Source organism: Rhizobium oryzihabitans, from assembly GCF_010669145.1.
In the GTDB taxonomy this organism is placed as follows: domain Bacteria; phylum Pseudomonadota; class Alphaproteobacteria; order Rhizobiales; family Rhizobiaceae; genus Agrobacterium; species Agrobacterium oryzihabitans.
The window spans coordinates 63,448-86,779 of the sequence record NZ_CP048632.1 but is presented as its reverse complement, the minus strand read 5'-3'; the positions used below and the strand labels follow the sequence as shown (position 1 = coordinate 86,779).

The window sequence follows — 23,332 nt, the reverse complement described above, 5'->3', positions numbered from 1 at the left end:
CGGCTTTTGTGGAGGTTTGAATGCCCGCCTATCGTCCGCCCGTAATCGCGGCAAGAGAAATCACGCCAAAGAATGTCTACCTCTCCAGACGCGGCTTCCTCGGCACGGCGGCAGGGCTTGCGGCAATAGGGCTGGCCGGCCGCGAGGCGATTGCCGCACCGCTGTCGGCAACAGCCGGTGCGTACAAGCTGGATGAAAAGCTCACCCCGCTCGATGCGGTCACCAGCTACAATAATTTCTACGAATTCGGCGTTGGAAAATCCGACCCCAAGGAAAACTCCGGCAAATTCAAGCCCAGTCCCTGGACGGTGAAGGTGGATGGCCTCGTCTCCAAGCCGCAGGAATTCGCCATCGAAGACCTCATGAAATATCCTCTCGAAGAGCGCACCTATCGCATGCGCTGCGTCGAGGGCTGGTCGATGGTCATTCCATGGATCGGTTTCCCACTCGCCGCCCTTCTCGACAAGGTGGAGCCGCTCGGCAGCGCGAAATACGTGTCGTTCGAAACCGTGGTGCGGCCCGAGGAAATGCCGGGCCAGAGCGGCCTCTTCCAGCCTCTGTCCTGGCCTTATGTCGAGGGCCTGCGCCTTGATGAAGCGCGCCATCCTCTCACCATCCTCGCTGTCGGCCTTTATGGCGAGACATTGCCGAACCAGAATGGCGCACCGATCCGCCTCGTCGTTCCCTGGAAATATGGTTTCAAGGGTATCAAATCCATCGTGCGGATCTCGCTTGTCGAGGAACAGCCGGAAACCACCTGGAAAAACTCCAACGCCCGTGAGTACGGCTTCTATTCCAACGTCAATCCGCATGTCGACCATCCCCGCTGGAGCCAGGCAACGGAACAGCGCATCGGCGAAGGCGGCTTTTTCGGCACGCAGAACCGCCCGACCCTGATGTTCAACGGTTATGATGAGGTGGCAAGCCTTTATACCGGGCTGGATCTGAAAGCGAATTACTGACCATGGCCTTCGCCCTGCCACTTCCCTCGCTGCCCAAGCGTTACCAGCCGGCGGCCATCTGGTCGCTTTATGTCATCGGTCTCTGTCCTGGCCTCTGGTATTTCTATCTCGCCGCAACCGGCGGCCTCGGCTTCAATCCGGTCAAGGATTTCGAGCACCTGCTCGGCATCTGGGCGCTGCGCTTTCTGTGTCTGGGCTTGCTCGTGACGCCGCTGCGCGATCTCTTCAACGTCAACCTCATCGCCTATCGCCGCGCGCTGGGGCTGATCGCCTTCTATTATGTGCTGGCCCATTTCACCGTCTATCTGGTGCTGGATCGGGCCTGATCATCAGTTCCATCGCCGGTGATATTCTGAAGCGGCCCTATATCATGCTGGGCATGGCCGGGCTTCTCATGCTCATTCCGCTGGCGCTCACCTCCAACCGCTGGTCCATCCGCAAGCTCGGCAGCCGCTGGAACACGCTGCACAAACTCGTCTATCTCGTGCTCATCGTCGGCGTGCTGCATTTCGTGCTGGCGCGAAAATCGATCACGCTGGAACCTGTGTTTTATATCAGCACGATGATTATCCTGCTCGGCTATCGGCTGGTACGGCCCTCGATCATGTCGATGAAGAGGGCGAAGCGCGCCAGACCCGTGCGGCCATAATGGCGGCGGCCCCAATCCCCGCGACATAACAGACTATATTCCACAGCGAAAAAACACGGCCGAGCAGCAAAGCGCCGGCCGTCGTTGCGCGAAACGCATCCAGCGCCGGGAAATGAACAAGCCGGACGAGTTCTACAAGAACGACGGTAAGAATGGCGATATGAACCTCATAGCCGTGCCAGCGGGAAGGAAAGAAGGCTGCCAGCAGTAGATAGATCATCGCTCCCCAGAGCACGGATCCGCCATATTTTACCGCCACGAACGGCAGTCCCACGTCGTAACCGAACCTGCGCAGGCAAAGGCCGCAGACAATCACCGCCATCGCCGCCGCCAGAAGCCGGATGCGGGCAAAATAAGATGGGGATACGCGCGGCAGGCCCATACGGCTTCCTTCGGGTTTTCGTATGAAAGGTGACGAAGTGAGATCGGGGACGGAAATGAGCACAGCAACAAGCCCGGCCGCAAGCCGCCTCTCCGTTCTGGACAATCTCCTCTGCGATACCTATCCCTGGGGCGAACTCAAGGGCATCCGGCGTTTTATCGTCGAGTTTCTGTATTTCGGCATCAAGGAAGCCCGCGCCTGCATGTTTGCGGGCTTGTTCTTCGTCTCCATCTTCGTGGTACCGCATGGCGGCGTGCTCGGCATTCCCCGCTATGACGTACTTCTGATCATTGCGCTCGCCATCCAGTTCTTCATGATCTGGAGCAGGCTCGAAACGCTTGACGAGGCCAAGGCCATCCTGCTGTTCCATATCGTCGGCTTCGCACTGGAAGTGTTCAAGACATCGAGCGCCATCCAGTCATGGTCCTATCCGGATTTCGCCTACACCAAAGTGCTAGGCGTACCGCTCTTTTCCGGCTTCATGTATGCCGCTGTCGGCAGCTACATCATTCAGGCGTGGCGGCTGCTGGATGTGCGCATTCGCCACTATCCCACCTACTGGATGGCGACCCTGATCGGTATCGCCATCTACGCCAACTTCTTCACCCATCACTTCATCGGCGATTACCGCTGGTACATCGCCGCCTGCGCCATCGGCCTCTATTCCCGCGCAACGGTGATCTTTCGTCCCTATGACCGGGACCGAAAGATGCCTTTGCTGCTCGCCTTCATCCTGATCGGCTTTTTCGTCTGGCTGGCAGAAAACATCTCCACCTTCTTCGGCATCTGGAAATACCCCGATCAAATCGGCGCCTGGTCCGTCGTCCACATCGGCAAGTGGAGTTCATGGTCGCTGCTGGTCATCATGACTTTCACAATCGTCGCACATCTCAAGCACATCAAGGCCCGCATTCATATTCCGGAGTAAGATGGGCTCTCTCACAAAACGCCCGCGGAGTTGCGCATGATCAATGAGCGAAGCAGCCATTTTTTCCACGTCGCTAAAAACAGATTTAATCTCGTTAGTTCTATGAACTTGGAGATTACCAGCTGTGGAGAAGCTTGAAAGAAAACTCAAAATCTGTCGCCTGTACTTATCTTATGCCCGTCTGCAGATTCACCGAACAAAGGCCAATTTCAATCCAGATCAACCCAGAATACCCGCAGGTGATCCACGCGGTGGAGAATGGACTGCAGTCAATCATTCGGGCTCGCAAGACGAAGTTCCTTCTTCGGAAAAAAATACCCCGAAGGTAGATTTACGCAAGGAAGAAAACTACCGTGGCGCGCATACGCTACGATACCATGTCGGCAAAACCGATATGGAAATACTACTGCGGATGGGACCTCCAGCAAGATGGTGGATGCCTCGACCCTTCGTTATGTATCGAAACAGCAGCTTCGACAGTTATGGAGATGCTGATTACTTTGTGAATAAAACTATTGCTCGCAATATCGAAACTGTAAGGCTTGTCTCCTCAGGTATCTTGCAACAAGCTTTTCTAATAACGAGATTCGGCCATCGCACAGGTGTCGAGGGTTTTAAAGAGACGCCGTACTCAGAAGCATATTTGCGCGTTGCCTACGAGGTTGGCGTGCAGATTATCCATGATCGCGACCGCCCGAACGGCTTTTATATCAATACGGCTTACCCCAGAAACGATGAGCCAATGAGGAAGAACGTCACCCCGCCCACCGTTTTCTTGAAGTTCACAAGCTATATGATCCAGGACTTCGAGTTGTTTGAAAGTCTCGACGCGGTACTGCTTTTTGGTCTCATGCATCTGACAAAAACGGAACGCAATGAACTCCTCGCATTTTTGCGATCCACACTGCGCCCAGATATCCCAAACAGTTTGATTGGAAAACTCTGGAACAAATCGAATGCCGAGTTCGGCAGCGATGACGACGGTATTCGTTGGCTGCTTCAACGTACTGCCGACTTGATTGAGAAGGATGACGGGACCGACGTTTACTACAACCGGCCATTTCGAAGTTAAAGTCGAGTGTTGCTCGAACATACGTCGTCCGAAACGCAAAACTTCCTTCAAGATCGAAAGGCCATTAAGGACGCAAAAAGCCGGGCGATCTCTCGCCCGGCTTTTTTAACTCACGACGCCTGAACGGCGTCAGACCTTATGCGGCTTCGGCAGCAGCAGCTTCTGCAGCAACGCGAGCCTTGTCGGCTGCGCCCTTGGCGTCAACGTCGCGCTCGACGAATTCAACGACGGCGAGAGCCGCGTTGTCGCCCTGGCGGAAGCCGGCCTTCATGATACGCAGGTAGCCGCCGTTGCGGGTTGCGTAACGCGAAGCGATCGCGTCGAACAGCTTGCGAACAGCGTCCTGATCCTTGATCTGCGAGATCGCCTGACGACGAGCGTGCAGGTCGCCGCGCTTGCCGAGGGTAACGAGACGCTCGACGATCGGGCGGATTTCCTTCGCCTTGGGAAGCGTCGTTACGATCTGCTCATGGGTGATGAGCGAAGCAGCCATGTTGGCAAACATTGCCTTGCGGTGGCTGGCGGTTCTATTGAGCTTGCGGCCTGAATTTCCGTGGCGCATTGCTATTCTCCTTCTACGCAGGTTCCTTCTCTAAGGCCTGCCGTTTCCTGGCACATGCAGGTGACTTACCTGCTGTTTGACGGGGAAAGGCAGTCTTTAAAGGGTCTGCCTTTTTGATTGTTAGTACTGGTCTTCGTAACGCTTGGCGAGATCTTCGATGTTCTCAGGCGGCCATGCCGGTACTTCCATACCGAGGTGCAGACCCATGGAAGCGAGAACTTCCTTGATTTCGTTCAGCGACTTGCGACCGAAGTTCGGCGTGCGAAGCATTTCGGCTTCGGTCTTCTGGATCAGGTCGCCGATGTAAACGATGTTGTCGTTCTTCAGGCAGTTTGCCGAACGAACCGACAGCTCCAGCTCGTCGACCTTCTTGAGAAGCGCCGGGTTGAACGCGAGTTCGGTGACCGATTCTTCTTCTGCTTCCTTCTGCGGCTCGTCGAAGTTGACGAAGACGCCCAGCTGGTCCTGAAGAATGCGAGCGGCAAAGGCAACGGCGTCTTCGCCGGAAACAGAACCGTTGGTCTCGATCGTCATGATCAGCTTGTCATAGTCGAGAACCTGGCCTTCACGGGTGTTTTCCACCTTGTAGGACACTTTCTTGACCGGAGAATAGAGGCTGTCCACCGGAATGAGGCCGATCGGGGCATCTTCCGCGCGGTTGCGCTCAGCCGGTACGTAACCCTTGCCGTTGTTGACGGTGAATTCCATGCGGATTTCAGCGCCATCGTCCAGCGTGCAGATCACGTGGTCGGGGTTCAGGATCTCGATGTCGCCAACCGTCTGGATGTCACCAGCGGTTACGGCACCCGGACCCTGCTTGCGCACGACCATGCGCTTGGAATCGTCACCATCCATCTTGATGGCGATTTCCTTGATGTTGAGCACGATATCCGTCACATCTTCCCGAACGCCGGGAATGGAGGAGAATTCGTGCAGAACACCGTCGATCTGCACGGCCGTCACAGCGGCGCCACGCAGAGAAGACAACAGAACGCGACGCAGCGCGTTGCCGAGGGTAAGACCGAAACCACGCTCCAGCGGCTCGGCAACCAGCGTTGCCTTGGTGCGGCTGGACGAGGTGAACTCGACCTTGTTCGGCTTGATAAGTTCCTGCCAGTTCTTCTGAATCATCTTTAAACCTTCCGTTCGCCGCCACCATCCAATCGTGACGGACCGAGCATGAAAACACTGAGAGGAACCTAATTCAGCGGTTCATCAGTGGGTTCTTGAGCGCAAGTCCGTCGATTGAAATCGACGCGCACACGCCAGATACACGAAAATTCCGCCAGACCTGAGGAAAGGCGGAATTTCCGAACCACGGTCGCGTCAGACGCGGCGCTTCTTGCGCGGACGGCAACCGTTGTGCGGGATCGGCGTCACGTCGCGAATGGAAGTGATCATGAAACCGGCAGCCTGCAGAGCGCGAAGTGCCGATTCACGGCCGGAACCCGGACCGCAAACTTCAACTTCAAGCGACTTCATGCCGTGTTCCTGAGCCTTCTTCGCGCAATCTTCAGCAGCGATCTGGGCAGCAAACGGAGTCGACTTGCGCGAACCCTTGAAGCCCTTGGCACCAGCAGACGACCAGGCAATGGCATTGCCCTGTGCGTCGGTGATGGTGATCATCGTGTTGTTGAAGGTCGAGTTGACGTGCGCGACGCCCGACGTGATATTTTTACGTTCGCGACGGCGAACACGTGCGGCTTCCTTGGCCATTTTATACCTTTCATTGATCTCTTCACCGCCGTAACACCAGCGGCTACACCGGCGATCGACCCGTATCCGGGCTTCACGCCAAACTCAGAAAGGCTGGCGCAGACCGCACCAGCCTCCCCTTTCCGGAGAACCGGAAAATTACTTCTTCTTACCAGCGATAGCCTTCGCCGGACCCTTGCGGGTGCGGGCGTTGGTGTGCGTGCGCTGACCGCGGACCGGAAGGCCACGACGGTGACGCAGGCCGCGGTAGCAGCCGAGGTCCATCAGACGCTTGATGTTCATCGACGTGTCGCGACGCAGGTCGCCTTCGACCTGGTAGTCGCGGTCGATGGCTTCGCGGATCTGAAGAACTTCAGCATCCGTCAGCTGATGGACGCGCTTGTCAGCCGGAAGACCGACCTTTTCCATGATTTCCTGCGCGAATTTCGGACCGATCCCGTGAATGTAGGTCAGCGCAATAACAACGCGCTTCGCGGTCGGGATGTTGACGCCAGCGATACGTGCCACGTCTCTTCTCCTTGGTTCCAGTTGCCATCCGGCAAGTGGTGATTCCATTCGAGCGGCCGACACGACCGCCAGTTCAAAATTGATGTCCGTGACAAGTCAAAACGACTGAACCCGGATCTCCCTTCCCTAAGGGAAATCCGCGCCAGTCGCTTGGGATGTCGCGAGTTGGCGCGGTGTTTAACGGAATCAGCGCAAAAAAGCAACCGGCTCCGCCAAGATTCTTTTACGATCCAAAGGATCTGCTCGATCCGGAGAGCGGGATATCGGGCAAAACCGACAAGGCTTTCACCATCCCGCACCGGCCATCAGGCCGAAGCCTTCTCCAGAACGCCTTCGATGGCTTCAGTAACGGCATCGACATCAGCCATGCCGTCGAGCGTCACAAGCTCGCCCTGCTCGCTGTAATAGTTCGACAGCGGCGCGGTCTTTTCGCGATATTCCGTCAGCCGCTTACGGAAGGCTTCCGGATTGTCGTCGGAACGAACCGTGCCGCCGGCGGCGACGGTTTCCGCGACCCGGTTTTCGATTCGGCGAATCAGCGCCTCTTCGTCCACCTTCAGTTCAATCACGGCATCAAGGGCAAGATTCTTCTTGCGCATGTTCTCGGCAAGCGCCTTGGCCTGCGGAACGGTGCGCGGATAGCCGTCGAGAATAAAGCCCTTGGCACAGTCAGGCGCTTCGATGCGTTCGGAAACGATCTGATTGACGATATCGTCGGACACGAGCCCGCCGGCATCCATGACCGCCTTGGCTCGTTTGCCGATTTCGGTGCCCGCGCTGACCGCAGCGCGTAGCATGTCACCGGTGGAAAGCTGCGGGATCCCGTACTTGTCAGTCAGGCGCTTGGCCTGGGTTCCCTTGCCCGCACCCGGCGGACCCAAAAATATCAGTCTCATCGTCCCCTCTTTCCTCCACGCAACTTCGACTTCTTGATCAGCCCTTCATATTGCTGCGCGATCAGGTGACCCTGAATCTGCGCAACCGTATCAAGAGTTACACTGACAACGATCAAAAGCGAAGTACCACCAAGGGCTAACGGAATGCCCGTACGTGCGATAAGTGTCTCAGGAAGGATACACACGAAGACCAGATAAATCGCGCCGACCACCGTGATGCGGGTCAGGACGTAATCGATGTACTCCGCGGTGCGCTCGCCCGGACGAATGCCCGGAATGAAGCCGCCGTGCTTCTTGAGGTTATCGGCCGTGTCCTTCGGATTGAAGACGATAGCCGTGTAGAAAAACGCGAAGAACGCGATCAGCAGGCCGTACAGCGCCATGAACAGCGGCTGCCCATGCTGCAGCGACGCGATGATGGACGTCGCCCAGCCCGGCAGATTGGTGTTTCCGGCAAACCCGGCAGCCGTCGCGGGCAGAAGTAGCAGCGAGGATGCGAAGATCGCGGGAATGACGCCGGCCGTGTTGAGCTTCAGCGGCAGGTGCGACGTATCGCCCTGGAACATCCGGTTGCCGACCTGTCGCTTCGGATATTGTATCAGCAGGCGACGCTGGGCACGCTCCACGAAAACAATCAGTGCGATGACGCCGATGGCGACGACAACGACCATAAGGATGAGCGTGGTCGACAGCGCGCCGGTGCGGCCGAGTTCGAGCGTGCCGGCGAGCGCCTTGGGCAGACCTGCGGCAATGCCCGCAAAGATGATCAGCGAAATACCGTTGCCGATACCGCGCGAGGTGATCTGTTCACCGAGCCACATCAGGAACATCGTGCCGCCAAGCAGTGTGATGACGGTGGAAACGCGGAAGAACCAGCCCGGATCGACCACAAGGCCAGCACCGCTCTCGAGGCCAACTGCAATACCGTAGGCCTGCAGCGTGCCGAGCAGCACCGTGCCGTAGCGCGTGTACTGGTTGATGATTTTGCGGCCGGCTTCGCCTTCCTTCTTCAACGCTTCGAGCGAGGGCACGACCGAGGTAATGAGCTGCACGATGATCGAAGCGGAGATGTAAGGCATGATGCCGAGCGCGAAGATCGCCATACGCTCGACGGCGCCACCCGCAAACATGTTGAAAAGACCGAGAATACCGTTGGCCTGGCCCTGGAAGGCCTGCGCATAGGCTTCGGGGTTCAGGCCCGGAAGCGGAATATGGGTGCCGAGACGGTAGACGAGAAGTGCGGCAAGAGTAAACCAGAGACGTTTTTTCAGATCCTCCGCCTTAGCGAAGGTCGAAAAATTCAGGTTCGAAGCCAGTTGTTCCGCTGCTGAAGCCATAAATTTCTCCGAACGACCCTTGCCGGCCAGGAAAACCGGCCAATGCGGAAAGGTCTAAAAGATACCGGTTCAAAAACCGGGCTTCGGACGAACACGGCTTTGCGCCGCCATCATGCCTCACCCTGTTTTTTTATGTCCTATCCCCTCCCCTATGGAAGTTCAAGAACTGTGAGGCTCTCCCTGCAGCACTTTATGCCGCATGCGGACCGCTTGAAAGCCGAACCGCGAAGAGTTTGCCTTGATGCCTGTATAAATCGATTTAGATCGAAAGCACCATAGGCCAGGGAGCGCAAACGCCCGGAGCGACGAGCCCCGGGCGTCTGAAGTCTATATATTACTCGGAGGCTTCTGCTGCAACTGCGAGAAGCTTGATCGAGCCGCCAGCCTTTTCGATCTTTTCGATTGCGGGCTTGGAAGCACCGGCAACTTCGAAAGCGACCTTGGCCTTCAGTTCGCCGTCCGCGAGGATGCGAACGCCGTCCTTGGCGCGACGGATAACGCCGGCAGCCTTGAGAGCAGCAGCATCGATCGTGGCGGAAGCGTCGAGCTTCTTGGCGTCGATGGCGGTCTGAATGCGACCGAGCGATACGACAACATATTCGGAAGCGAAGATGTTGTTGAAACCGCGCTTCGGCAGACGACGGTAGATAGGCATCTGACCGCCTTCAAAACCGTTGATGGCGACGCCCGAACGAGCCTTCTGACCCTTCACACCGCGACCACCGGTCTTGCCCTTGCCGGAACCGATACCGCGACCTACGCGGATACGATCCTTGGAGGCGCCTTCGTTGTCTCTGATTTCATTGAGTTTCATGATAGGTTACTCCGTCTCACTTCTCGTCAACGACGCGAACGAGATGCTGGACCGCACGGATCATGCCGCGAACCGCAGGAGTATCTTCCAGGGTGCGCTGACGATGCATCTTGTTGAGACCCAGACCGACCAGCGTCTGACGCTGGATTGCCGGGCGGCGAATAGGGCTGCCGATCTGTTCGACCGTAACAGTCTTCTTGGCTTCAGTAGTCTTCTTGGCCATGATCCAGCTCCTTATTCTTCAGAAGCGTTGCCGGAGGCGGCACGGCGAGCCTGAAGCGTTGCATACTTGAGACCGCGCTGTGCAGCGATGTCCTTCGGATGAACCTGATGCTTCAGAGCGTCGAACGTTGCGCGAACCATGTTGTACGGGTTCGAAGAACCAGTAGACTTGGCAACAACGTCGTGAACACCCAGGGTTTCGAAAACGGCGCGCATCGGACCACCGGCGATGATACCGGTACCGGCCTTGGCCGAACGCAGCAGAACCTTGCCTGCGCCGTGACGGCCATTGACGTCGTGATGCAGAGTGCGGCCATCGCGCAGCGGAACGAAGATCAGATCGCGCTTGGCGCTCTCGGTAGCCTTACGAATGGCTTCCGGAACTTCGCGAGCCTTGCCGTGACCGAAGCCAACGCGGCCCTTCTGGTCGCCGACGACGACGAGAGCGGCGAAGCCGAAGCGACGGCCACCCTTAACAACCTTTGCAACGCGGTTGATCGCGACCAGCTTGTCGACGAATTCGCTATCGCGCTCTTCACGGTTCTGGCGATCGTCGCGAGAACCTCTTTTTTCCTGTGCCATTGTCCTTGTCCTTTTTCTTTTACGGGTGGAACGGCAAACGAAAAGACCACCGGCCTCTTTGAGGAGACCCGCATGGCCCGGTGAAATTCCGCCCGGATCGTTGTCCGGGCGGAAAAAAATCAGAAGTTCAGGCCGCCTTCGCGGGCAGCTTCAGCCACGGCCTTGATGCGGCCGTGATAGATGAACGCGCCACGGTCGAATACGACATCCTTGACGCCAGCCTTGACGGCGCGCTCGGCAACGAGCTTGCCTACGACAGCTGCTGCTGCAACGTCGGCGCCGGTCTTGAGCGAGCCGCGCAGATCTGCTTCGAGCGTGGAGGCAGACGCAAGCGTCTTGCCAGCCACATCATCGATGATCTGGGCGTAGATGTTCTTCGACGAGCGATGAACCGACAGGCGCGGGCGGCCATTGGCAACCGCCTTGATCTGGCGGCGCACACGGCTCGCGCGACGTGCAAGTGCTTCTTTCCTGCTAGCCATTTCGCGTGATCCTTACTTCTTCTTGCCTTCTTTGCGGACGATACGCTCTTCAGCGTACTTCACGCCCTTGCCCTTGTAGGGCTCGGGACCGCGGTATTCGCGGATTTCCGCGGCTACCTGACCGACCTGCTGCTTGTTGATGCCGGAAACGATGATTTCCGTCGGCTTCGGAACGGCAATGGTGATGCCGACCGGAGGCTCATAAACAACGTCATGGGAAAAGCCGAGAGCCAGCTGCAGGTTCTTGCCCTGCATGGCGGCACGGTAACCAACGCCGTTGATTTCGAGCTTGCGCTCATAGCCGTCCTTAACACCCTTGAAGATGTTCTCGATCATCGTGCGGGACATGCCCCACTTCGAGCGAGCTTCCTTGGTGCCGTTAGCCGGCGTTACGGAAACGCCGTTATCTTCGAGCTTCAGCTGAATGTCGTCATTAGCGACGAAAAACAGTTCACCCTTCGGGCCCTTAGCAGTGACCTTCTGGCCGTCGACATTGGCCGTAACACCTGCTGGAACCGGAACGGGCTTTTTACCGATACGAGACATTATTCAATCCTGTCTGTTCGTTATGGAGATCCTGCTTTGGCCTTAGAAGACCGAGCAAAGAACCTCGCCACCAACGTTCTGTTCGCGAGCCTGGTGATCGGCCATCACGCCCTTCGGGGTCGAAAGGATGGTGATGCCGAGGCCGTTCGCGACCTGCGGAATGGACTTAACCGAGACATAAACTCGGCGGCCCGGCTTGGAAACGCGGCCGATCTCACGGATCACGGATGCGCCTTCGTAGTACTTCAGTTCGATGGTGAATTCGGACTTGCCGTTTTCGAAATCGACCTTGGAATAACCGCGAATGTAGCCTTCAGACTGAAGCACGTCGAGAACGCGTGCGCGCAGGCTGGAAGCAGGCGTGCTTACCGACGACTTGCGGCGAGCAGCACCATTGCGGATGCGGGTGAGCATATCACCCAAAGGATCAGTCATGGTCATGTGCCCGTCTCCTTACCAGCTCGACTTGACAATGCCCGGCACCTTGCCGGAATTGCCCAGCTCACGAAGCGCGATACGCGACATCTTGAGCTTGCGATAGAACGCGCGCGGACGGCCCGTTACTTCGCAGCGGTTGCGGATACGCGTCTTCGAGCCGTCACGCGGCAGCGAAGCGAGCTTCAGAGTGGCCTTGAACCGGTCTTCGATCGGAAGGGACTGGTTCATCACGATCGCCTTCAGTGCGGCACGCTTGGTGGCCTGCTGGGCGACCGACTTGCGGCGGCGCTTGTTCTTTTCAACTGCGCTTGTTTTCGCCATATCGGAGTTCCTTTTCTACGCTCGTCGTTACGGTTAGTGACGGAACGGGAAGTTGAACTCTGTAAGCAGAGCCCGAGCTTCGTCGTCCGACGTCGCCGTCGTGCAAACGATGATGTCCATGCCCCACATCTGATCAACCTTATCGTAGTTGATCTCAGGGAACACAATGTGTTCCTTGATGCCCATGGCGAAGTTGCCACGGCCGTCAAAGCTCTTGGGGTTCAGACCCCGGAAGTCGCGAACGCGCGGCAGCGCGATGTTGACCAGACGATCAAGGAATTCGTACATGCGTGCGCCACGAAGGGTAACCTTCGCACCGATCGGCATGCCTTCGCGAACCTTGAAACCAGCGATCGAGTTGCGAGCGCGGGTAACGACCGGCTTCTGGCCGGCAATCGCAGCCAGATCGCCAGCAGCAATCGTGGGCTTCTTGGAATCGGCAGTCGCTTCGCCAACACCCATGTTGATCACGATCTTTTCAAGCTTCGGGATCATCATCACGTTGGCGTAGGAGAACTTCTCCTGCATGGCGCCACGGATACGGGAAACGTATTCCGTCTTGAGACGCGGCTCGTACTTATCAGCCATCGATCACTTCTCCCGAACGCTTGGCCACGCGGACCTTCTTGCCATCCACAACAGAGAAGCCAACGCGGGTCGGCTTGCCATCCTTGTCGACGATGGCGATGTTGGAGATGTGCAAGGATGCTTCCTTGTTGATGATGCCGGCTTCCTGTGCCTGGGTCTGGCGCTGGTGACGCTTCACCATGTTTACGCCACGCACAACGGCACGGTCTTCTTTCGGCATCACCTGGATTACTTCGCCGGTACGGCCCTTGTCCTTACCGGTCAATACGACAACCTTGTCGCCTTTACGAATTTTCTGCATCGCTATAGCTCCTTACAGCACTTCTGGAGCCAGCGAGATGATCTTCATGTGGTTCTTGGCGCGAAGTTCGCGCGGAACCGGTCCGAAGATACGGGTGCCGATCGGCTCTTTCTTGTTGTCGATAAGAACGGCTGCGTTGTTATCGAAACGGATGACGCTGCCGTCAGCGCGGCGGATGTCCTTGGCGGTGCGAACGACAACCGCCTTCATCACGTCGCCCTTCTTGACGCGGCCGCGCGGAATAGCTTCCTTGATGGAAACGACAATGATGTCGCCAACAGAAGCATATTTGCGCTTCGAGCCGCCCAGCACCTTGATGCACATGACACGACGTGCGCCGGAATTATCCGCCACGTCGAGGTTTGTTTGCATCTGAATCATGTCAGGTCGCCTTCTTGTTGTTACCGGAACGGTTGGGCAAACTCTCCCGAGCGAGCCCCCTGCCCCAGCTTATGAATATATCTTCGTCTTGCGCGGAAATGTCGTGACAGGGTGGTTTCCCGAGGGACCTTCCGTGCGCATCAAAGCAAAAGACGCTCGATTCACGAGCGTCCTTGCGGTGCTTCATACAGGATTTCGCGCCAAGTACAAGAGACCTGGCGCGATTCTGTTGAAATTAAGCCTGGGCGGAAACGACCGTCCAGCGCTTGTCCTTGGAGATCGGTGCGCATTCCTCGATGGAAACGACATCGCCGACCTTATACTGATTGTTTTCGTCGTGCGCCTTGTACTTCTTCGAACGGCGAACGGTCTTCTGAAGCAGCGGGTGAGCGAATCGACGCTCAACGCGGACAACGACAGTCTTCTCGTTCTTGTCGGACACTACGACGCCCTGCAGAATGCGTTTCGGCATATTATTTTTCCTTAGGCCTTGGCTTCTGCCGCCTTCTGGCGGGCAATGGTTTTTACGCGGGCGATGTCCTTGCGGACTTCGTTGATGCGCGAGGACTTCTCCAGCTGGCCAGTTGCCTTCTGGAAGCGCAGGTTGAACTGCTCCTTCTTCAGATCGGCGAGCTTGTCCTTGAGCTGGTCGGCGCTGAGGCCGCGAACTTCATCGGCTTTCATGTGCCTTGCTCCTTACTCTGCGATGCGCTGTACGAAGCGCGTCTTGACCGAGAGCTTGGCAGCGCCGAGACGAAGCGCCTCGCGGGCGATCTCCTCGGACACACCGTCGATCTCGAACATCATACGACCGGGCTTGACCTTGCATGCCCAGTAATCGACCGAACCCTTGCCCTTACCCATACGAACTTCGGTCGGCTTTGCCGTTACCGGAACGTCGGGGAATACGCGGATCCACACACGACCTGCGCGCTTCATGTAACGCGTGATCGCGCGGCGGGCCGCTTCGATCTCGCGCGCGTTCACGCGGTTCGGTTCCTGCGACTTCAAGCCGAATTCACCGAATGCCAGGTCAAAGCCGCCCTTGGCGACGCCCTTGATGCGTCCCTTGAACTGCTTACGGTACTTAGTACGCTTTGGCTGCAACATTTTCTTACTTCTCCGAGCTTATCTTTCGCCAGCGTCAATCAAGCGTTTTCGCGACGACGATCGGGACGATCGCCACGCTCGCGGCTTGCAGGGCCCTGCGCATCGCCTTCGAGACCGCGACGCTCAGAAGCCATCGGATCGTGCTCAAGGATTTCGCCCTTGAAGATCCAGACCTTGATGCCGCAGATACCGAATGCGGTTTCCGCTTCAGCCGTGCCGTAATCGATGTCCGCACGCAGAGTGTGCAGCGGAACGCGGCCTTCGCGGTACCATTCGGTACGAGCGATTTCTGCGCCACCGAGACGGCCGCCGCAGGTGATCTTGATGCCTTCGGCGCCAAGACGCATTGCGGACTGAACAGCACGCTTCATCGCACGGCGGAAAGCCACGCGGCGCTCGAGCTGCTGAGCGATCGACTGGGCAACCAGCGTCGCGTCGATTTCCGGCTTGCGCACTTCAACGATGTTGAGGTGCGTTTCGGAGTTGGTCATCTCGGAAAGCTTCTTGCGAAGCTTCTCGATGTCCGCGCCCTTCTTGCCGATGATCAGACCCGGGCGAGCCGAGTGGATCGTAACGCGGCACTTCTTGTGCGGACGCTCGATGACCACCTTGGCGATACCGGCCTGCTTGAGTTCCTTGATCAGGTAAGCCCGGATCTTCAGGTCTTCATGCAGAAGCTTGCCGTATTCAGCAGTGTCAGCGTACCAGCGGCTATCCCAGGTACGGTTGATGCCGAGGCGGAAGCCGATCGGATTGATTTTCTGACCCATTATGCGGCCTCCCCTTTTTCCTCAACTTCACGAACAACGATCGTGAGGTGAGAGAACGGCTTTTCAATGCGGGAAGCACGACCACGGCCACGGGCGTGGAAACGCTTCATGGTGATGGACTTGCCAACATAGGCCTCGGCGACGACGAGAGCGTCGACGTCGAGGTCATGGTTGTTTTCCGCATTGGCAATCGCAGATTCAAGCGTCTTCTTGACGGTGCCTGCAATGCGCTTGCGGGAGAATTCGAGCTCGGCGAGAGCGCGATCTACCTTCTTGCCACGGATAAGAGCGGCAACCAGGTTGAGTTTCTGGGGGCTGACGCGGAGCGTACGGGCAATGGCCTGAGCCTCATTGTCCTTCAGCCGGCGTTCGGTCTTAGCCTTCGCCATGATTACTTCCTCTTTGCCTTCTTGTCCGCGCCGTGACCGTAATAGGTACGGGTCGGAGAGAATTCACCGAACTTGTGTCCGACCATGTCTTCATTGACAGAGACGGGCACATGCTTGCTGCCGTTGTAGACGCCAAAGGTCAGACCGACGAACTGCGGCAGGATCGTGGAGCGACGGCTCCAGATCTTGATTACTTCGTTGCGTCCGCTTTCGCGCACCTTCTCAGCCTTAGTGAGAAGATAGCCGTCAACAAACGGACCTTTCCAAACTGAACGAGCCACTTGAGACTTCCTCTCTTACTTCTTGCGCTGATGGCGCGAACGCATGATGAACTTGTCGGTCGACTTGTTCGAACGGGTGCGCTTGCCCTTCGTGGGCTTGCCCCACGGAGTAACCGGGTGGCGACCACCCGACGTGCGACCTTCACCACCACCGTGCGGGTGGTCGACCGGGTTCATGACGACGCCGCGAACGTGCGGACGCTTGCCACGCCAACGCGAACGACCGGCCTTGCCGTCGTTGATGTTGCCGTGATCCGAGTTCGAAACAGCGCCGATCGATGCCAGGCACGAGCCGTGCACCAGACGCTGTTCGCCCGAGTTGAGACGCAGGATGGCCATACCGGCATCGCGGCCGACGAGCTGGACATACGTACCGGCGGAGCGAGCGATCTGACCGCCCTTGCCCGGCTTCATCTCGACGTTGTGGATGATCGAACCGACCGGGATGTACTGAAGCGGCATGGTGTTGCCGGGCTTCACGTCCACTGCCTTGTCGGAGGCGATCACCTTGTCACCGGCAGCGAGACGCTGTGGCGCGAGAATGTAAGCCTGTTCGCCGTCGGTATACGTAACCAGCGCGATGAACGCGGTGCGGTTGGGGTCGTATTCCAGACGCTCAACGGTGCCTTCAACGTCGAACTTGCGACGCTTGAAGTCAACCAGACGGTAGGTCCGCTTGTGACCGCCACCCTGGAAACGGACGGTGATCCGGCCCTGGTTGTTACGGCCACCCTTGGAGCTGAGGCCCTGGGTGAGAGCCTTTACCGGCTTGCCCTTGTAGAGCGAAGCTCGGTCCACGATCACCAGCTGACGCTGGCTCGGCGTGGTCGGATTGAAACTTTTCAATGCCATATTCTTGTTCCCTTTTGGGTCTTTGCCCGCTTGGGCCTAACCTTTAGAGTCCGGTGGACACGTCGATGGATTGACCTTCGGCGAGCGTTACGACGGCTTTCTTGACGTCCTTCAGCTTACCGGCGAACCCACGGAAACGACGGGTCTTACCCTTGCGGATAAGCGTGTTCACAGCCGTGACTTTGACGCCGAAGAGAGCTTCCACGGCAGCCTTGATCTCAGGCTTGGAAGCGCTTTTGGCGACGTTGAATACGACCTGGTTCTGTTCGGATACCAGCGTCGACTTTTCCGTGATCGAAGGAGATACGATCACATCGTAGTGGCGAAGATCCGTCATTTGAACCGCTCCTCCAGAGCCTCTACAGCAGCCTTGGAAAGCACCAGCTTGCCACGGCGCAGGATGTCGTAAACATTGATGCCCTGTACCGGCAGAACGTCCACATTCGGAATGTTCTGGGCTGCGAGCTTGAAGTTGCCATCAAGTTCGGCGCCACCGATAACGAGAGCGTTGGTCAGGCCAAGCGAAGCGAAGCTGCCCAGCAGAGCCTTGGTCTTTGCTTCAGATGCAACGAGCTGATCAACGATGATCAGTTCTTCAGCCTTCAGCTTTGCAGACAGCGCGTGACGAAGCGCAAGCGCACGAACCTTCTTAGGAAGATCGTGTGCGTGGCTGCGAACGACCGGGCCGTGGGCCTTGCCGCCGCCGCGGAACTGCGGTGCGCGAGCCGAATGGTGACGAGCGCGGCCCGTACCCTTCTGCTTGTACATCTTAGCACCGGTGCGGGAAACTTCCGACCGGTTCTTGGACTTGTGAGTTCCCTGCTGCTTCTTGGCAAGCTGCCAGCGAACCATGCGGGCCAGGATGTCCTGGCGGGGATCGAGGCCGAAAATTTCGTCCGACAGAGAAACCTTGCCGGCGTCTTTTCCCTCGAGGGTCTTGACGTTCAATTCCATGATAAGGCTCCCTTACTTCGCAGCCGACTTGACGGCGTCGCGGACAACAATCCAGGAACCCTTCGAACCGGGAACGGCACCCTTCACGAGGATCAGGCCACGGTCTTCATCGGTCGAAACGACTTCGAGGTTCTGGGTCGTAACGCGCGTCTGGCCCATATGACCAGCCATGCGCTTGCCCTTCCACACGCGGCCCGGATCCTGGTTGTTACCAGTCGAACCGTGTGCGCGGTGCGATACGGAGTTACCGTGCGAAGCGCGGCCACCACCGAAGTTGTGACGCTTCATAGCACCGGCAAAACCTTTACCGATCGTGGTTCCTGTCACGTCGACCAGCTGGCCGGCCTGAAAATGAGTTGCGGTCAGTGTTGCACCGATGTCGATCAGGTTCTCGGGGAAACCCGGAACTCGACGAGCTTAGCTTTCGGTTCGACATTGGCAGCGGCAAAATGACCGCGAAGAGCCTTCGTCGTGTTCTTGACCTTGGACTGGCCGGCACCGAGCTGAACTGCGGTGTAGCCATTCTTGTCTTCCGTGCGCTGGGCAACGACTTGTACGTTATCCAGTCGCAATACTGTTACAGGGATATGTTCACCTGCGTCGTTGTAGACGCGTGTCATACCCACTTTCTGTGCAATCACACCTGAACGCATTGGTTCATCCTCTTGCGAGCCTTGAAGGGAAAACCCTCTCTGGCCTTTGTTAAGGAGTACCCTTCGACATCTCACGATGTTTCCGGTCTCCGGTTTGGAAGTCGTTGGATGTCTCCACGTACCTTCCTTGTTATTTCAGCCCTCACCTTTGGATGGGTCGGGCCGGGTCTTAGAGCTTGATTTCCACGTCAACGCCAGCAGCGAGGTCGAGCTTCATCAAAGCATCGACAGTCTGCGGGGTGGGGTCAACGATATCGAGAAGACGCTTGTGCGTCCGCATTTCGAACTGTTCACGGCTCTTCTTATCAACGTGAGGAGAGCGGTTGACGGTAAACTTTTCGATGCGGGTGGGGAGCGGAACCGGGCCGCGAACGCTGGCGCCGGTGCGCTTTGCGGTCGACACGATTTCACGGGTAGAGGCATCGAGGATCCGGTGATCGAACGCCTTGAGGCGGATACGGATATTCTGGCCGGTCATTCGTCTTGTCCTTGTTCTTTGTTATTCGTTTCCGCACGCGGAAACACATGAACTTCTATTGATCGTGGCGCCGCAGATTTTCAAAAATCGAGAGGGATGCCCCTGCACCCCAATCATTTCAGTTGTCTGTATTGCTAAAACACCGCGTTCCGCAATTACTTGCGAATCCAGCGGTGAGTGTGAGTGCGCGTTTACGCGCTTTCACCGAATTTTTCAAGCACTAAAAATGCAACGCCGCCAGGCTTTTTATCAAAAGTCCGGCGGCGGTGTTTGTGACACCGCCGCCGGGCCTGAATTTCAAAAGGCGAAATTACTCCACGATCGAAGCCACGATGCCGGCGCCGACGGTACGGCCGCCTTCGCGGATAGCGAAGCGCAGCTTTTCTTCCATCGCGATCGGAACGATCAGTTCGACTTCAACGGTCACGTTGTCGCCAGGCATAACCATTTCCGTGCCTTCAGGAAGCGAAACGATACCGGTCACGTCCGTCGTACGGAAGTAGAACTGCGGACGGTAGTTCGTGAAGAACGGCGTATGACGGCCGCCTTCTTCCTTCGTCAGGATGTAGGCTTCTGCCATGAACTTCTTGTGCGGCTTGACCGAACCCGGCTTGCACAGGATCTGACCACGCTCAACGCCGTCACGGGTAACGCCGCGAACCAGCGCACCGATGTTGTCGCCGGCCTGGCCCTGATCGAGCAGCTTGCGGAACATTTCAACGCCGGTAACCGTCGTCTTCGAGGTCGGACGAATGCCGACGATCTCGACTTCCTCACCAACCTTGACGATACCGCGCTCAACGCGACCCGTCACAACCGTACCACGGCCAGAGATCGAGAACACGTCTTCGATCGGCATCAGGAACGGCTGGTCGATCGGACGCTCAGGCGTCGGGATGTAGGCGTCAACAGCGGCCATCAGCTCGCGGATCGCGTCTTCACCGATCTTCTTGTCGCTGTCTTCAAGAGCGGCAAGTGCCGAACCCTTGATGATCGGGATATCGTCGCCCGGGAAGTCGTAGGACGACAGAAGTTCGCGAACTTCCAGTTCAACGAGCTCGAGAAGCTCGGCGTCGTCAACCTGGTCGACCTTGTTGAGGAACACGACGATTGCCGGAACGCCAACCTGACGGGCAAGCAGGATGTGCTCGCGGGTCTGCGGCATCGGGCCGTCAGCAGCCGAGCAAACCAGGATCGCGCCGTCCATCTGGGCAGCACCGGTGATCATGTTCTTCACGTAGTCGGCGTGGCCGGGGCAGTCAACGTGCGCGTAGTGACGGTTCGGCGTCTCATACTCAACGTGGGCCGTCGAAATCGTGATACCACGTGCCTTTTCTTCAGGCGCGGCGTCGATCTGGTCATACGCCTTGAACTCGCCGAAGAACTTCGTGATCGCGGCGGTCAGCGACGTCTTGCCATGGTCAACGTGACCGATCGTGCCAATGTTGACGTGCGGCTTATTGCGCTCAAACTTGCTCTTTGCCATTAGTGGCTCTCCATTCTTGTCCCTTGACGGGAATAATCTTCAAATCTCTGATGGGGCGTACCCCGATCACTTCTGACCGGAGTACTTTGCCTGGATTTCCTGCGCCACGTTCGACGGAACCGGCGAATAGTGATCGAACGTCATCGAGTACTGAGCGCGGCCCTGCGACATGGAGCGCAGGTTGTCGACGTACTTGAACATGTTCGCGAGCGGAACATGCGCGTTGATGACAACGGCGATACCACGGCTTTCCTGACCCTGGATCTGACCACGGCGGGAATTGAGGTCACCGATAACGTCACCGACGTAATCTTCCGGCGTAACGACTTCGACCTTCATCATCGGCTCGAGAAGCTGTGCACCAGCCTTCTTCGCTGCTTCACGGAAGCAGGCACGCGATGCGATTTCGAAGGCGAGAACCGACGAGTCGACGTCGTGGAATGCACCGTCGATCAGCGTCGCCTTGACGCCGAGCATCGGGAAGCCAGCGAGCGGACCGGAAGACAGAACGCTTTCGATACCCTTCTGAACGCCCGGGATGTATTCCTTCGGAACAGCACCGCCGACGATCTTGGATTCGAACTTGAAGTCTTCGCCTTCTGGGTTCGGTTCGAAGATGATCTTCACGCGAGCGAACTGACCGGTACCACCGGACTGCTTCTTGTGCGTGTAGTCTTCTTCGTGCTGACGCGTGATGGTTTCGCGATAGGCAACCTGCGGAGCGCCGACGGTGGCTTCAACCTTGAACTCGCGACGCATACGGTCAACGAGAATGTCGAGGTGAAGTTCGCCCATGCCTGCGATGATCGTCTGACCGGATTCTTCATCCGTCTTGACGCGGAACGAAGGATCTTCAGCAGCCAGACGGTTGAGCGCGAGGCCCATCTTTTCCTGGTCGCCCTTGGTCTTCGGCTCGATCGCGATCTGGATGACCGGCTCGGGGAATTCCATGCGCTCGAGGATAACCGGCTTCAGCGGATCGCAGAGCGTATCGCCAGTGGTGGTTTCCTTGAGGCCAGCCAGAGCAACGATGTCGCCTGCAAAGGCTTCTTCGATGTCTTCACGGCTGTTGGAGTGCATCTGCAGCATACGGCCGACGCGCTCGCGCTTGTCCTTGACCGTGTTGATGACAGACGTACCCTTTTCGAGCTTGCCCGAGTAGATACGTGCGAAGGTCAGCGAACCGACGAAGGGGTCGTTCATGATCTTGAACGCGAGCATGGAAAGCGGCTCGCTGTCGTCGGCATGACGTTCGATTTCGGCTTCGGTCTTGAAGTCGATGCCCTTGATCGCCGGAATGTCCAGCGGAGAAGGCAGGTAGTCGACGACGGCGTCGAGAAGCGGCTGAACGCCCTTGTTCTTGAACGCGGTACCGCAGAACATCGGGTGGAACTTCACGTCGATGGTGCCGCGGCGAACGAGCGCACGGATCTGCTCGTTGTCAGGCATGATGCCGTTCAGGTAGTTTTCCATCGCTTCTTCGTCGATCTCGACAACGGTCTCGATCAGCTTTTCGCGATATTCGTCAGCCTTGGCCTTCATGTCATCAGGAATTTCGACGACGTCCCACTGAGCGCCGAGCGATTCGTCGCGCCAGATGAGTGCGTTCATCTCGATCAGGTCGATAACGCCCTTGAACTCGGTCTCAGCGCCGATCGGCAGCTGCATGACAACGGCGATGGCGCCGAGACGGGTCTTGATCATTTCTACCGAGCGGTAGAAGTCAGCACCGGTCTTGTCCATCTTGTTGCAGAAGATCATGCGCGGAACATGATACTTCTCGGCCTGACGCCAGACGGTTTCCGTCTGCGGCTCAACACCGGCGTTGGCGTCGAGCAGCGCGATGGCGCCGTCGAGAACGCGCAGCGAACGCTCGACTTCAATGGTGAAGTCGACGTGGCCGGGGGTGTCGATGATGTTGAAGCGGCGCATCTTGCCGTCGCGACCCTTCCAGAAGGTCGTGGTGGCTGCGGAGGTGATGGTGATACCACGCTCCTGCTCCTGCTCCATCCAGTCCATCGTGGCAGCGCCATCATGAACTTCGCCGATCTTGTGCGACTTACCGGTGTAATAAAGAATACGCTCGGTGGTCGTCGTCTTGCCGGCGTCGATATGCGCCATGATACCGAAATTGCGGTAGTCTTCGATTTTATATTCGCGAGCCATAATGGACTGCCTTTCGATATGCGACCGTTTAAGATTACCAGCGGTAATGCGAGAATGCGCGGTTAGCGTCGGCCATCTTGTGCGTGTCTTCACGCTTCTTGACAGCGGAGCCGCGGTTGTTCGCTGCGTCCATGAGTTCGCCGGAAAGGCGATCGACCATGGTCGTTTCGTTGCGCTTGCGCGCAGCAGTGATCAGCCAGCGGATGGCGAGAGCCTGACGGCGCTCCGGACGAACGTCGACCGGGACCTGGTAAGTTGCACCGCCGACGCGGCGCGAACGCACTTCAACGTGCGGAGCAACGTTGTCGAGGGCGGAGTGGAACACGCCGAGCGGCTCCTGCTTCGTCTTGCCCTGAACGACGTCGAATGCGCCGTAAACGATGCTTTCCGCAACAGACTTCTTGCCGTGAAGCATGATGGCGTTCATGAACTTGGTGACGACCAGATCACCGAACTTCGGATCCGGGTTGATCTCACGCTTTTCTGCACTATGGCGACGGGACATAT

33 protein-coding genes and 2 pseudogenes are annotated in these 23,332 nt (G+C 57.5%); 4 read left to right on the top strand and 31 right to left on the bottom strand.

All coding sequences use genetic code 11. From position 1 onward, the window contains the following. Nucleotides 1-20 precede the first annotated feature (20 nt). Both msrP and msrQ read left to right on the top strand, forming a co-directional pair. Nucleotides 21-962 carry a protein-methionine-sulfoxide reductase catalytic subunit MsrP gene (gene msrP / locus G3A56_RS00535; protein ID WP_082182560.1) on the top strand — a complete coding sequence of 314 codons (942 nt, stop codon included), beginning with the start codon at nt 21-23 and terminating at the stop codon, nt 960-962. Nucleotides 963-964: 2 nt separating this feature from the next. After that, nucleotides 965-1,611, top strand: a pseudogene (gene msrQ / locus G3A56_RS00530) (protein-methionine-sulfoxide reductase heme-binding subunit MsrQ). Here msrQ and G3A56_RS00525 read toward each other — a convergent pair. Then, entirely contained in the window at nt 1,565-1,993 is a 429-nt protein-coding gene (locus G3A56_RS00525; RefSeq protein WP_082182562.1) for a ribosomal maturation YjgA family protein, read from the bottom strand. The pseudogene msrQ and the gene G3A56_RS00525 sit on opposite strands and share 47 nt — an antisense overlap. Before the next feature lie 55 nt (nt 1,994-2,048). Here G3A56_RS00525 and G3A56_RS00520 point away from each other — a divergent pair, with 55 nt between their 5' ends. Both G3A56_RS00520 and G3A56_RS28650 read left to right on the top strand, forming a co-directional pair. Then, nucleotides 2,049-2,921, top strand: coding sequence for a DUF817 domain-containing protein (locus G3A56_RS00520; RefSeq protein ID WP_082182563.1), 873 nt, complete (start codon nt 2,049-2,051; stop codon nt 2,919-2,921). A 124-nt stretch (nt 2,922-3,045) separates the two neighbouring features. After that, a complete protein-coding gene (locus tag G3A56_RS28650; protein WP_246231033.1) occupies nt 3,046-3,993 on the top strand; it encodes an RNase A-like domain-containing protein in 948 nt (315 codons plus the stop codon). Nucleotides 3,994-4,129: 136 nt separating this feature from the next. Here the strand turns inward: G3A56_RS28650 and rplQ are convergent, their stop codons facing one another. From rplQ to rpsG, 30 genes and pseudogenes are all read right to left on the bottom strand, one after another. Continuing rightward, nucleotides 4,130-4,555 carry a 50S ribosomal protein L17 gene (gene rplQ, locus G3A56_RS00510; protein WP_003495230.1) on the bottom strand — a complete coding sequence of 142 codons (426 nt, stop codon included), beginning with the start codon at nt 4,553-4,555 and terminating at the stop codon, nt 4,130-4,132. 120 nt (nt 4,556-4,675) lie between these two features. Beyond that, entirely contained in the window at nt 4,676-5,686 is a 1,011-nt protein-coding gene (locus tag G3A56_RS00505) for a DNA-directed RNA polymerase subunit alpha (RefSeq protein ID WP_003495228.1), read from the bottom strand. 195 nt (nt 5,687-5,881) lie between these two features. Further along, complete coding sequence (gene rpsK, locus G3A56_RS00500) at nt 5,882-6,271, bottom strand: 30S ribosomal protein S11 (protein ID WP_003495225.1); 390 nt, start codon at nt 6,269-6,271, stop codon at nt 5,882-5,884. Nucleotides 6,272-6,409: 138 nt separating this feature from the next. Beyond that, a complete protein-coding gene (gene rpsM / locus G3A56_RS00495) occupies nt 6,410-6,778 on the bottom strand; it encodes a 30S ribosomal protein S13 (protein ID WP_003495222.1) in 369 nt (122 codons plus the stop codon). A 305-nt stretch (nt 6,779-7,083) separates the two neighbouring features. Further along, nucleotides 7,084-7,674 (bottom strand): adenylate kinase, encoded by a 591-nt coding sequence (locus tag G3A56_RS00490; RefSeq protein ID WP_035242327.1) that lies wholly within the window; start codon nt 7,672-7,674, stop codon nt 7,084-7,086. Further along, complete coding sequence (gene secY, locus G3A56_RS00485; RefSeq protein WP_164056020.1) at nt 7,671-9,011, bottom strand: preprotein translocase subunit SecY; 1,341 nt, start codon at nt 9,009-9,011, stop codon at nt 7,671-7,673. The genes G3A56_RS00490 and secY overlap by 4 nt, the downstream gene beginning before the upstream one ends. 334 nt (nt 9,012-9,345) lie before the next feature. Further along, complete coding sequence (rplO, locus tag G3A56_RS00480; RefSeq protein WP_035224073.1) at nt 9,346-9,825, bottom strand: 50S ribosomal protein L15; 480 nt, start codon at nt 9,823-9,825, stop codon at nt 9,346-9,348. A gap of 16 nt (nt 9,826-9,841) precedes the next feature. Continuing rightward, a complete protein-coding gene (rpmD, locus tag G3A56_RS00475; RefSeq protein ID WP_003495212.1) occupies nt 9,842-10,048 on the bottom strand; it encodes a 50S ribosomal protein L30 in 207 nt (68 codons plus the stop codon). 11 nt (nt 10,049-10,059) lie between these two features. Next, complete coding sequence (gene rpsE, locus G3A56_RS00470) at nt 10,060-10,629, bottom strand: 30S ribosomal protein S5 (RefSeq protein WP_003495208.1); 570 nt, start codon at nt 10,627-10,629, stop codon at nt 10,060-10,062. 119 nt (nt 10,630-10,748) lie between these two features. Beyond that, complete coding sequence (gene rplR / locus G3A56_RS00465; RefSeq protein ID WP_035224069.1) at nt 10,749-11,111, bottom strand: 50S ribosomal protein L18; 363 nt, start codon at nt 11,109-11,111, stop codon at nt 10,749-10,751. A gap of 12 nt (nt 11,112-11,123) precedes the next feature. Continuing rightward, complete coding sequence (gene rplF / locus G3A56_RS00460; protein ID WP_003495204.1) at nt 11,124-11,657, bottom strand: 50S ribosomal protein L6; 534 nt, start codon at nt 11,655-11,657, stop codon at nt 11,124-11,126. A gap of 42 nt (nt 11,658-11,699) precedes the next feature. Continuing rightward, nucleotides 11,700-12,098 (bottom strand): 30S ribosomal protein S8, encoded by a 399-nt coding sequence (gene rpsH / locus G3A56_RS00455; protein WP_004442588.1) that lies wholly within the window; start codon nt 12,096-12,098, stop codon nt 11,700-11,702. A gap of 12 nt (nt 12,099-12,110) precedes the next feature. Then, nucleotides 12,111-12,416, bottom strand: coding sequence for a 30S ribosomal protein S14 (rpsN, locus tag G3A56_RS00450; RefSeq protein WP_003495202.1), 306 nt, complete (start codon nt 12,414-12,416; stop codon nt 12,111-12,113). 33 nt (nt 12,417-12,449) lie between these two features. Continuing rightward, entirely contained in the window at nt 12,450-13,004 is a 555-nt protein-coding gene (gene rplE / locus G3A56_RS00445; RefSeq protein WP_003495201.1) for a 50S ribosomal protein L5, read from the bottom strand. After that, a complete protein-coding gene (gene rplX, locus G3A56_RS00440; protein ID WP_003495200.1) occupies nt 12,997-13,305 on the bottom strand; it encodes a 50S ribosomal protein L24 in 309 nt (102 codons plus the stop codon). Before rplX ends, rplE begins: the two co-directional genes overlap by 8 nt. A gap of 12 nt (nt 13,306-13,317) precedes the next feature. Beyond that, nucleotides 13,318-13,686, bottom strand: coding sequence for a 50S ribosomal protein L14 (rplN, locus tag G3A56_RS00435; protein WP_003495199.1), 369 nt, complete (start codon nt 13,684-13,686; stop codon nt 13,318-13,320). Nucleotides 13,687-13,921: 235 nt separating this feature from the next. Continuing rightward, nucleotides 13,922-14,158 carry a 30S ribosomal protein S17 gene (gene rpsQ, locus G3A56_RS00430; protein ID WP_003495195.1) on the bottom strand — a complete coding sequence of 79 codons (237 nt, stop codon included), beginning with the start codon at nt 14,156-14,158 and terminating at the stop codon, nt 13,922-13,924. Between the two features lie 11 nt (nt 14,159-14,169). Further along, nucleotides 14,170-14,370: a 50S ribosomal protein L29 gene (gene rpmC, locus G3A56_RS00425; RefSeq protein WP_003495193.1), complete on the bottom strand. Its 201-nt coding sequence runs from the start codon at nt 14,368-14,370 to the stop codon at nt 14,170-14,172. 12 nt (nt 14,371-14,382) lie between these two features. Continuing rightward, the gene (rplP, locus tag G3A56_RS00420) at nt 14,383-14,796 is read right to left on the bottom strand and encodes a 50S ribosomal protein L16 (protein WP_003495190.1); all 414 of its coding nucleotides are present in this window, start codon (nt 14,794-14,796) and stop codon (nt 14,383-14,385) included. Between the two features lie 38 nt (nt 14,797-14,834). After that, nucleotides 14,835-15,566, bottom strand: coding sequence for a 30S ribosomal protein S3 (gene rpsC / locus G3A56_RS00415; protein ID WP_003495188.1), 732 nt, complete (start codon nt 15,564-15,566; stop codon nt 14,835-14,837). Further along, entirely contained in the window at nt 15,566-15,955 is a 390-nt protein-coding gene (gene rplV / locus G3A56_RS00410; RefSeq protein ID WP_003495184.1) for a 50S ribosomal protein L22, read from the bottom strand. The genes rpsC and rplV overlap by 1 nt, the downstream gene beginning before the upstream one ends. A gap of 2 nt (nt 15,956-15,957) precedes the next feature. Beyond that, the gene (rpsS, locus tag G3A56_RS00405; protein WP_003507772.1) at nt 15,958-16,236 is read right to left on the bottom strand and encodes a 30S ribosomal protein S19; all 279 of its coding nucleotides are present in this window, start codon (nt 16,234-16,236) and stop codon (nt 15,958-15,960) included. Nucleotides 16,237-16,251: 15 nt separating this feature from the next. Continuing rightward, nucleotides 16,252-17,088: a 50S ribosomal protein L2 gene (gene rplB / locus G3A56_RS00400; protein ID WP_003507771.1), complete on the bottom strand. Its 837-nt coding sequence runs from the start codon at nt 17,086-17,088 to the stop codon at nt 16,252-16,254. A gap of 43 nt (nt 17,089-17,131) precedes the next feature. Further along, nucleotides 17,132-17,425, bottom strand: coding sequence for a 50S ribosomal protein L23 (locus G3A56_RS00395; RefSeq protein WP_003495178.1), 294 nt, complete (start codon nt 17,423-17,425; stop codon nt 17,132-17,134). Continuing rightward, entirely contained in the window at nt 17,422-18,042 is a 621-nt protein-coding gene (rplD, locus tag G3A56_RS00390) for a 50S ribosomal protein L4 (RefSeq protein ID WP_003495173.1), read from the bottom strand. Before rplD ends, G3A56_RS00395 begins: the two co-directional genes overlap by 4 nt. A 12-nt stretch (nt 18,043-18,054) precedes the next feature. Beyond that, nucleotides 18,055-18,695: pseudogene (gene rplC, locus G3A56_RS00385) on the bottom strand (50S ribosomal protein L3). 169 nt (nt 18,696-18,864) lie between these two features. Beyond that, nucleotides 18,865-19,173, bottom strand: a complete 309-nt coding sequence (gene rpsJ, locus G3A56_RS00380; RefSeq protein WP_003495158.1) for a 30S ribosomal protein S10 — start codon at nt 19,171-19,173, stop codon at nt 18,865-18,867. A 310-nt stretch (nt 19,174-19,483) separates the two neighbouring features. Then, on the bottom strand, nt 19,484-20,659 hold the full coding sequence (tuf, locus tag G3A56_RS00375; protein ID WP_003495154.1) for an elongation factor Tu: 1,176 nt from the start codon (nt 20,657-20,659) through the stop codon (nt 19,484-19,486). 66 nt (nt 20,660-20,725) lie between these two features. Beyond that, entirely contained in the window at nt 20,726-22,825 is a 2,100-nt protein-coding gene (gene fusA, locus G3A56_RS00370) for an elongation factor G (RefSeq protein ID WP_035224062.1), read from the bottom strand. 34 nt (nt 22,826-22,859) lie between these two features. Continuing rightward, complete coding sequence (gene rpsG / locus G3A56_RS00365) at nt 22,860-23,330, bottom strand: 30S ribosomal protein S7 (protein ID WP_003507761.1); 471 nt, start codon at nt 23,328-23,330, stop codon at nt 22,860-22,862. Nucleotides 23,331-23,332: the final 2 nt, after the last annotated feature.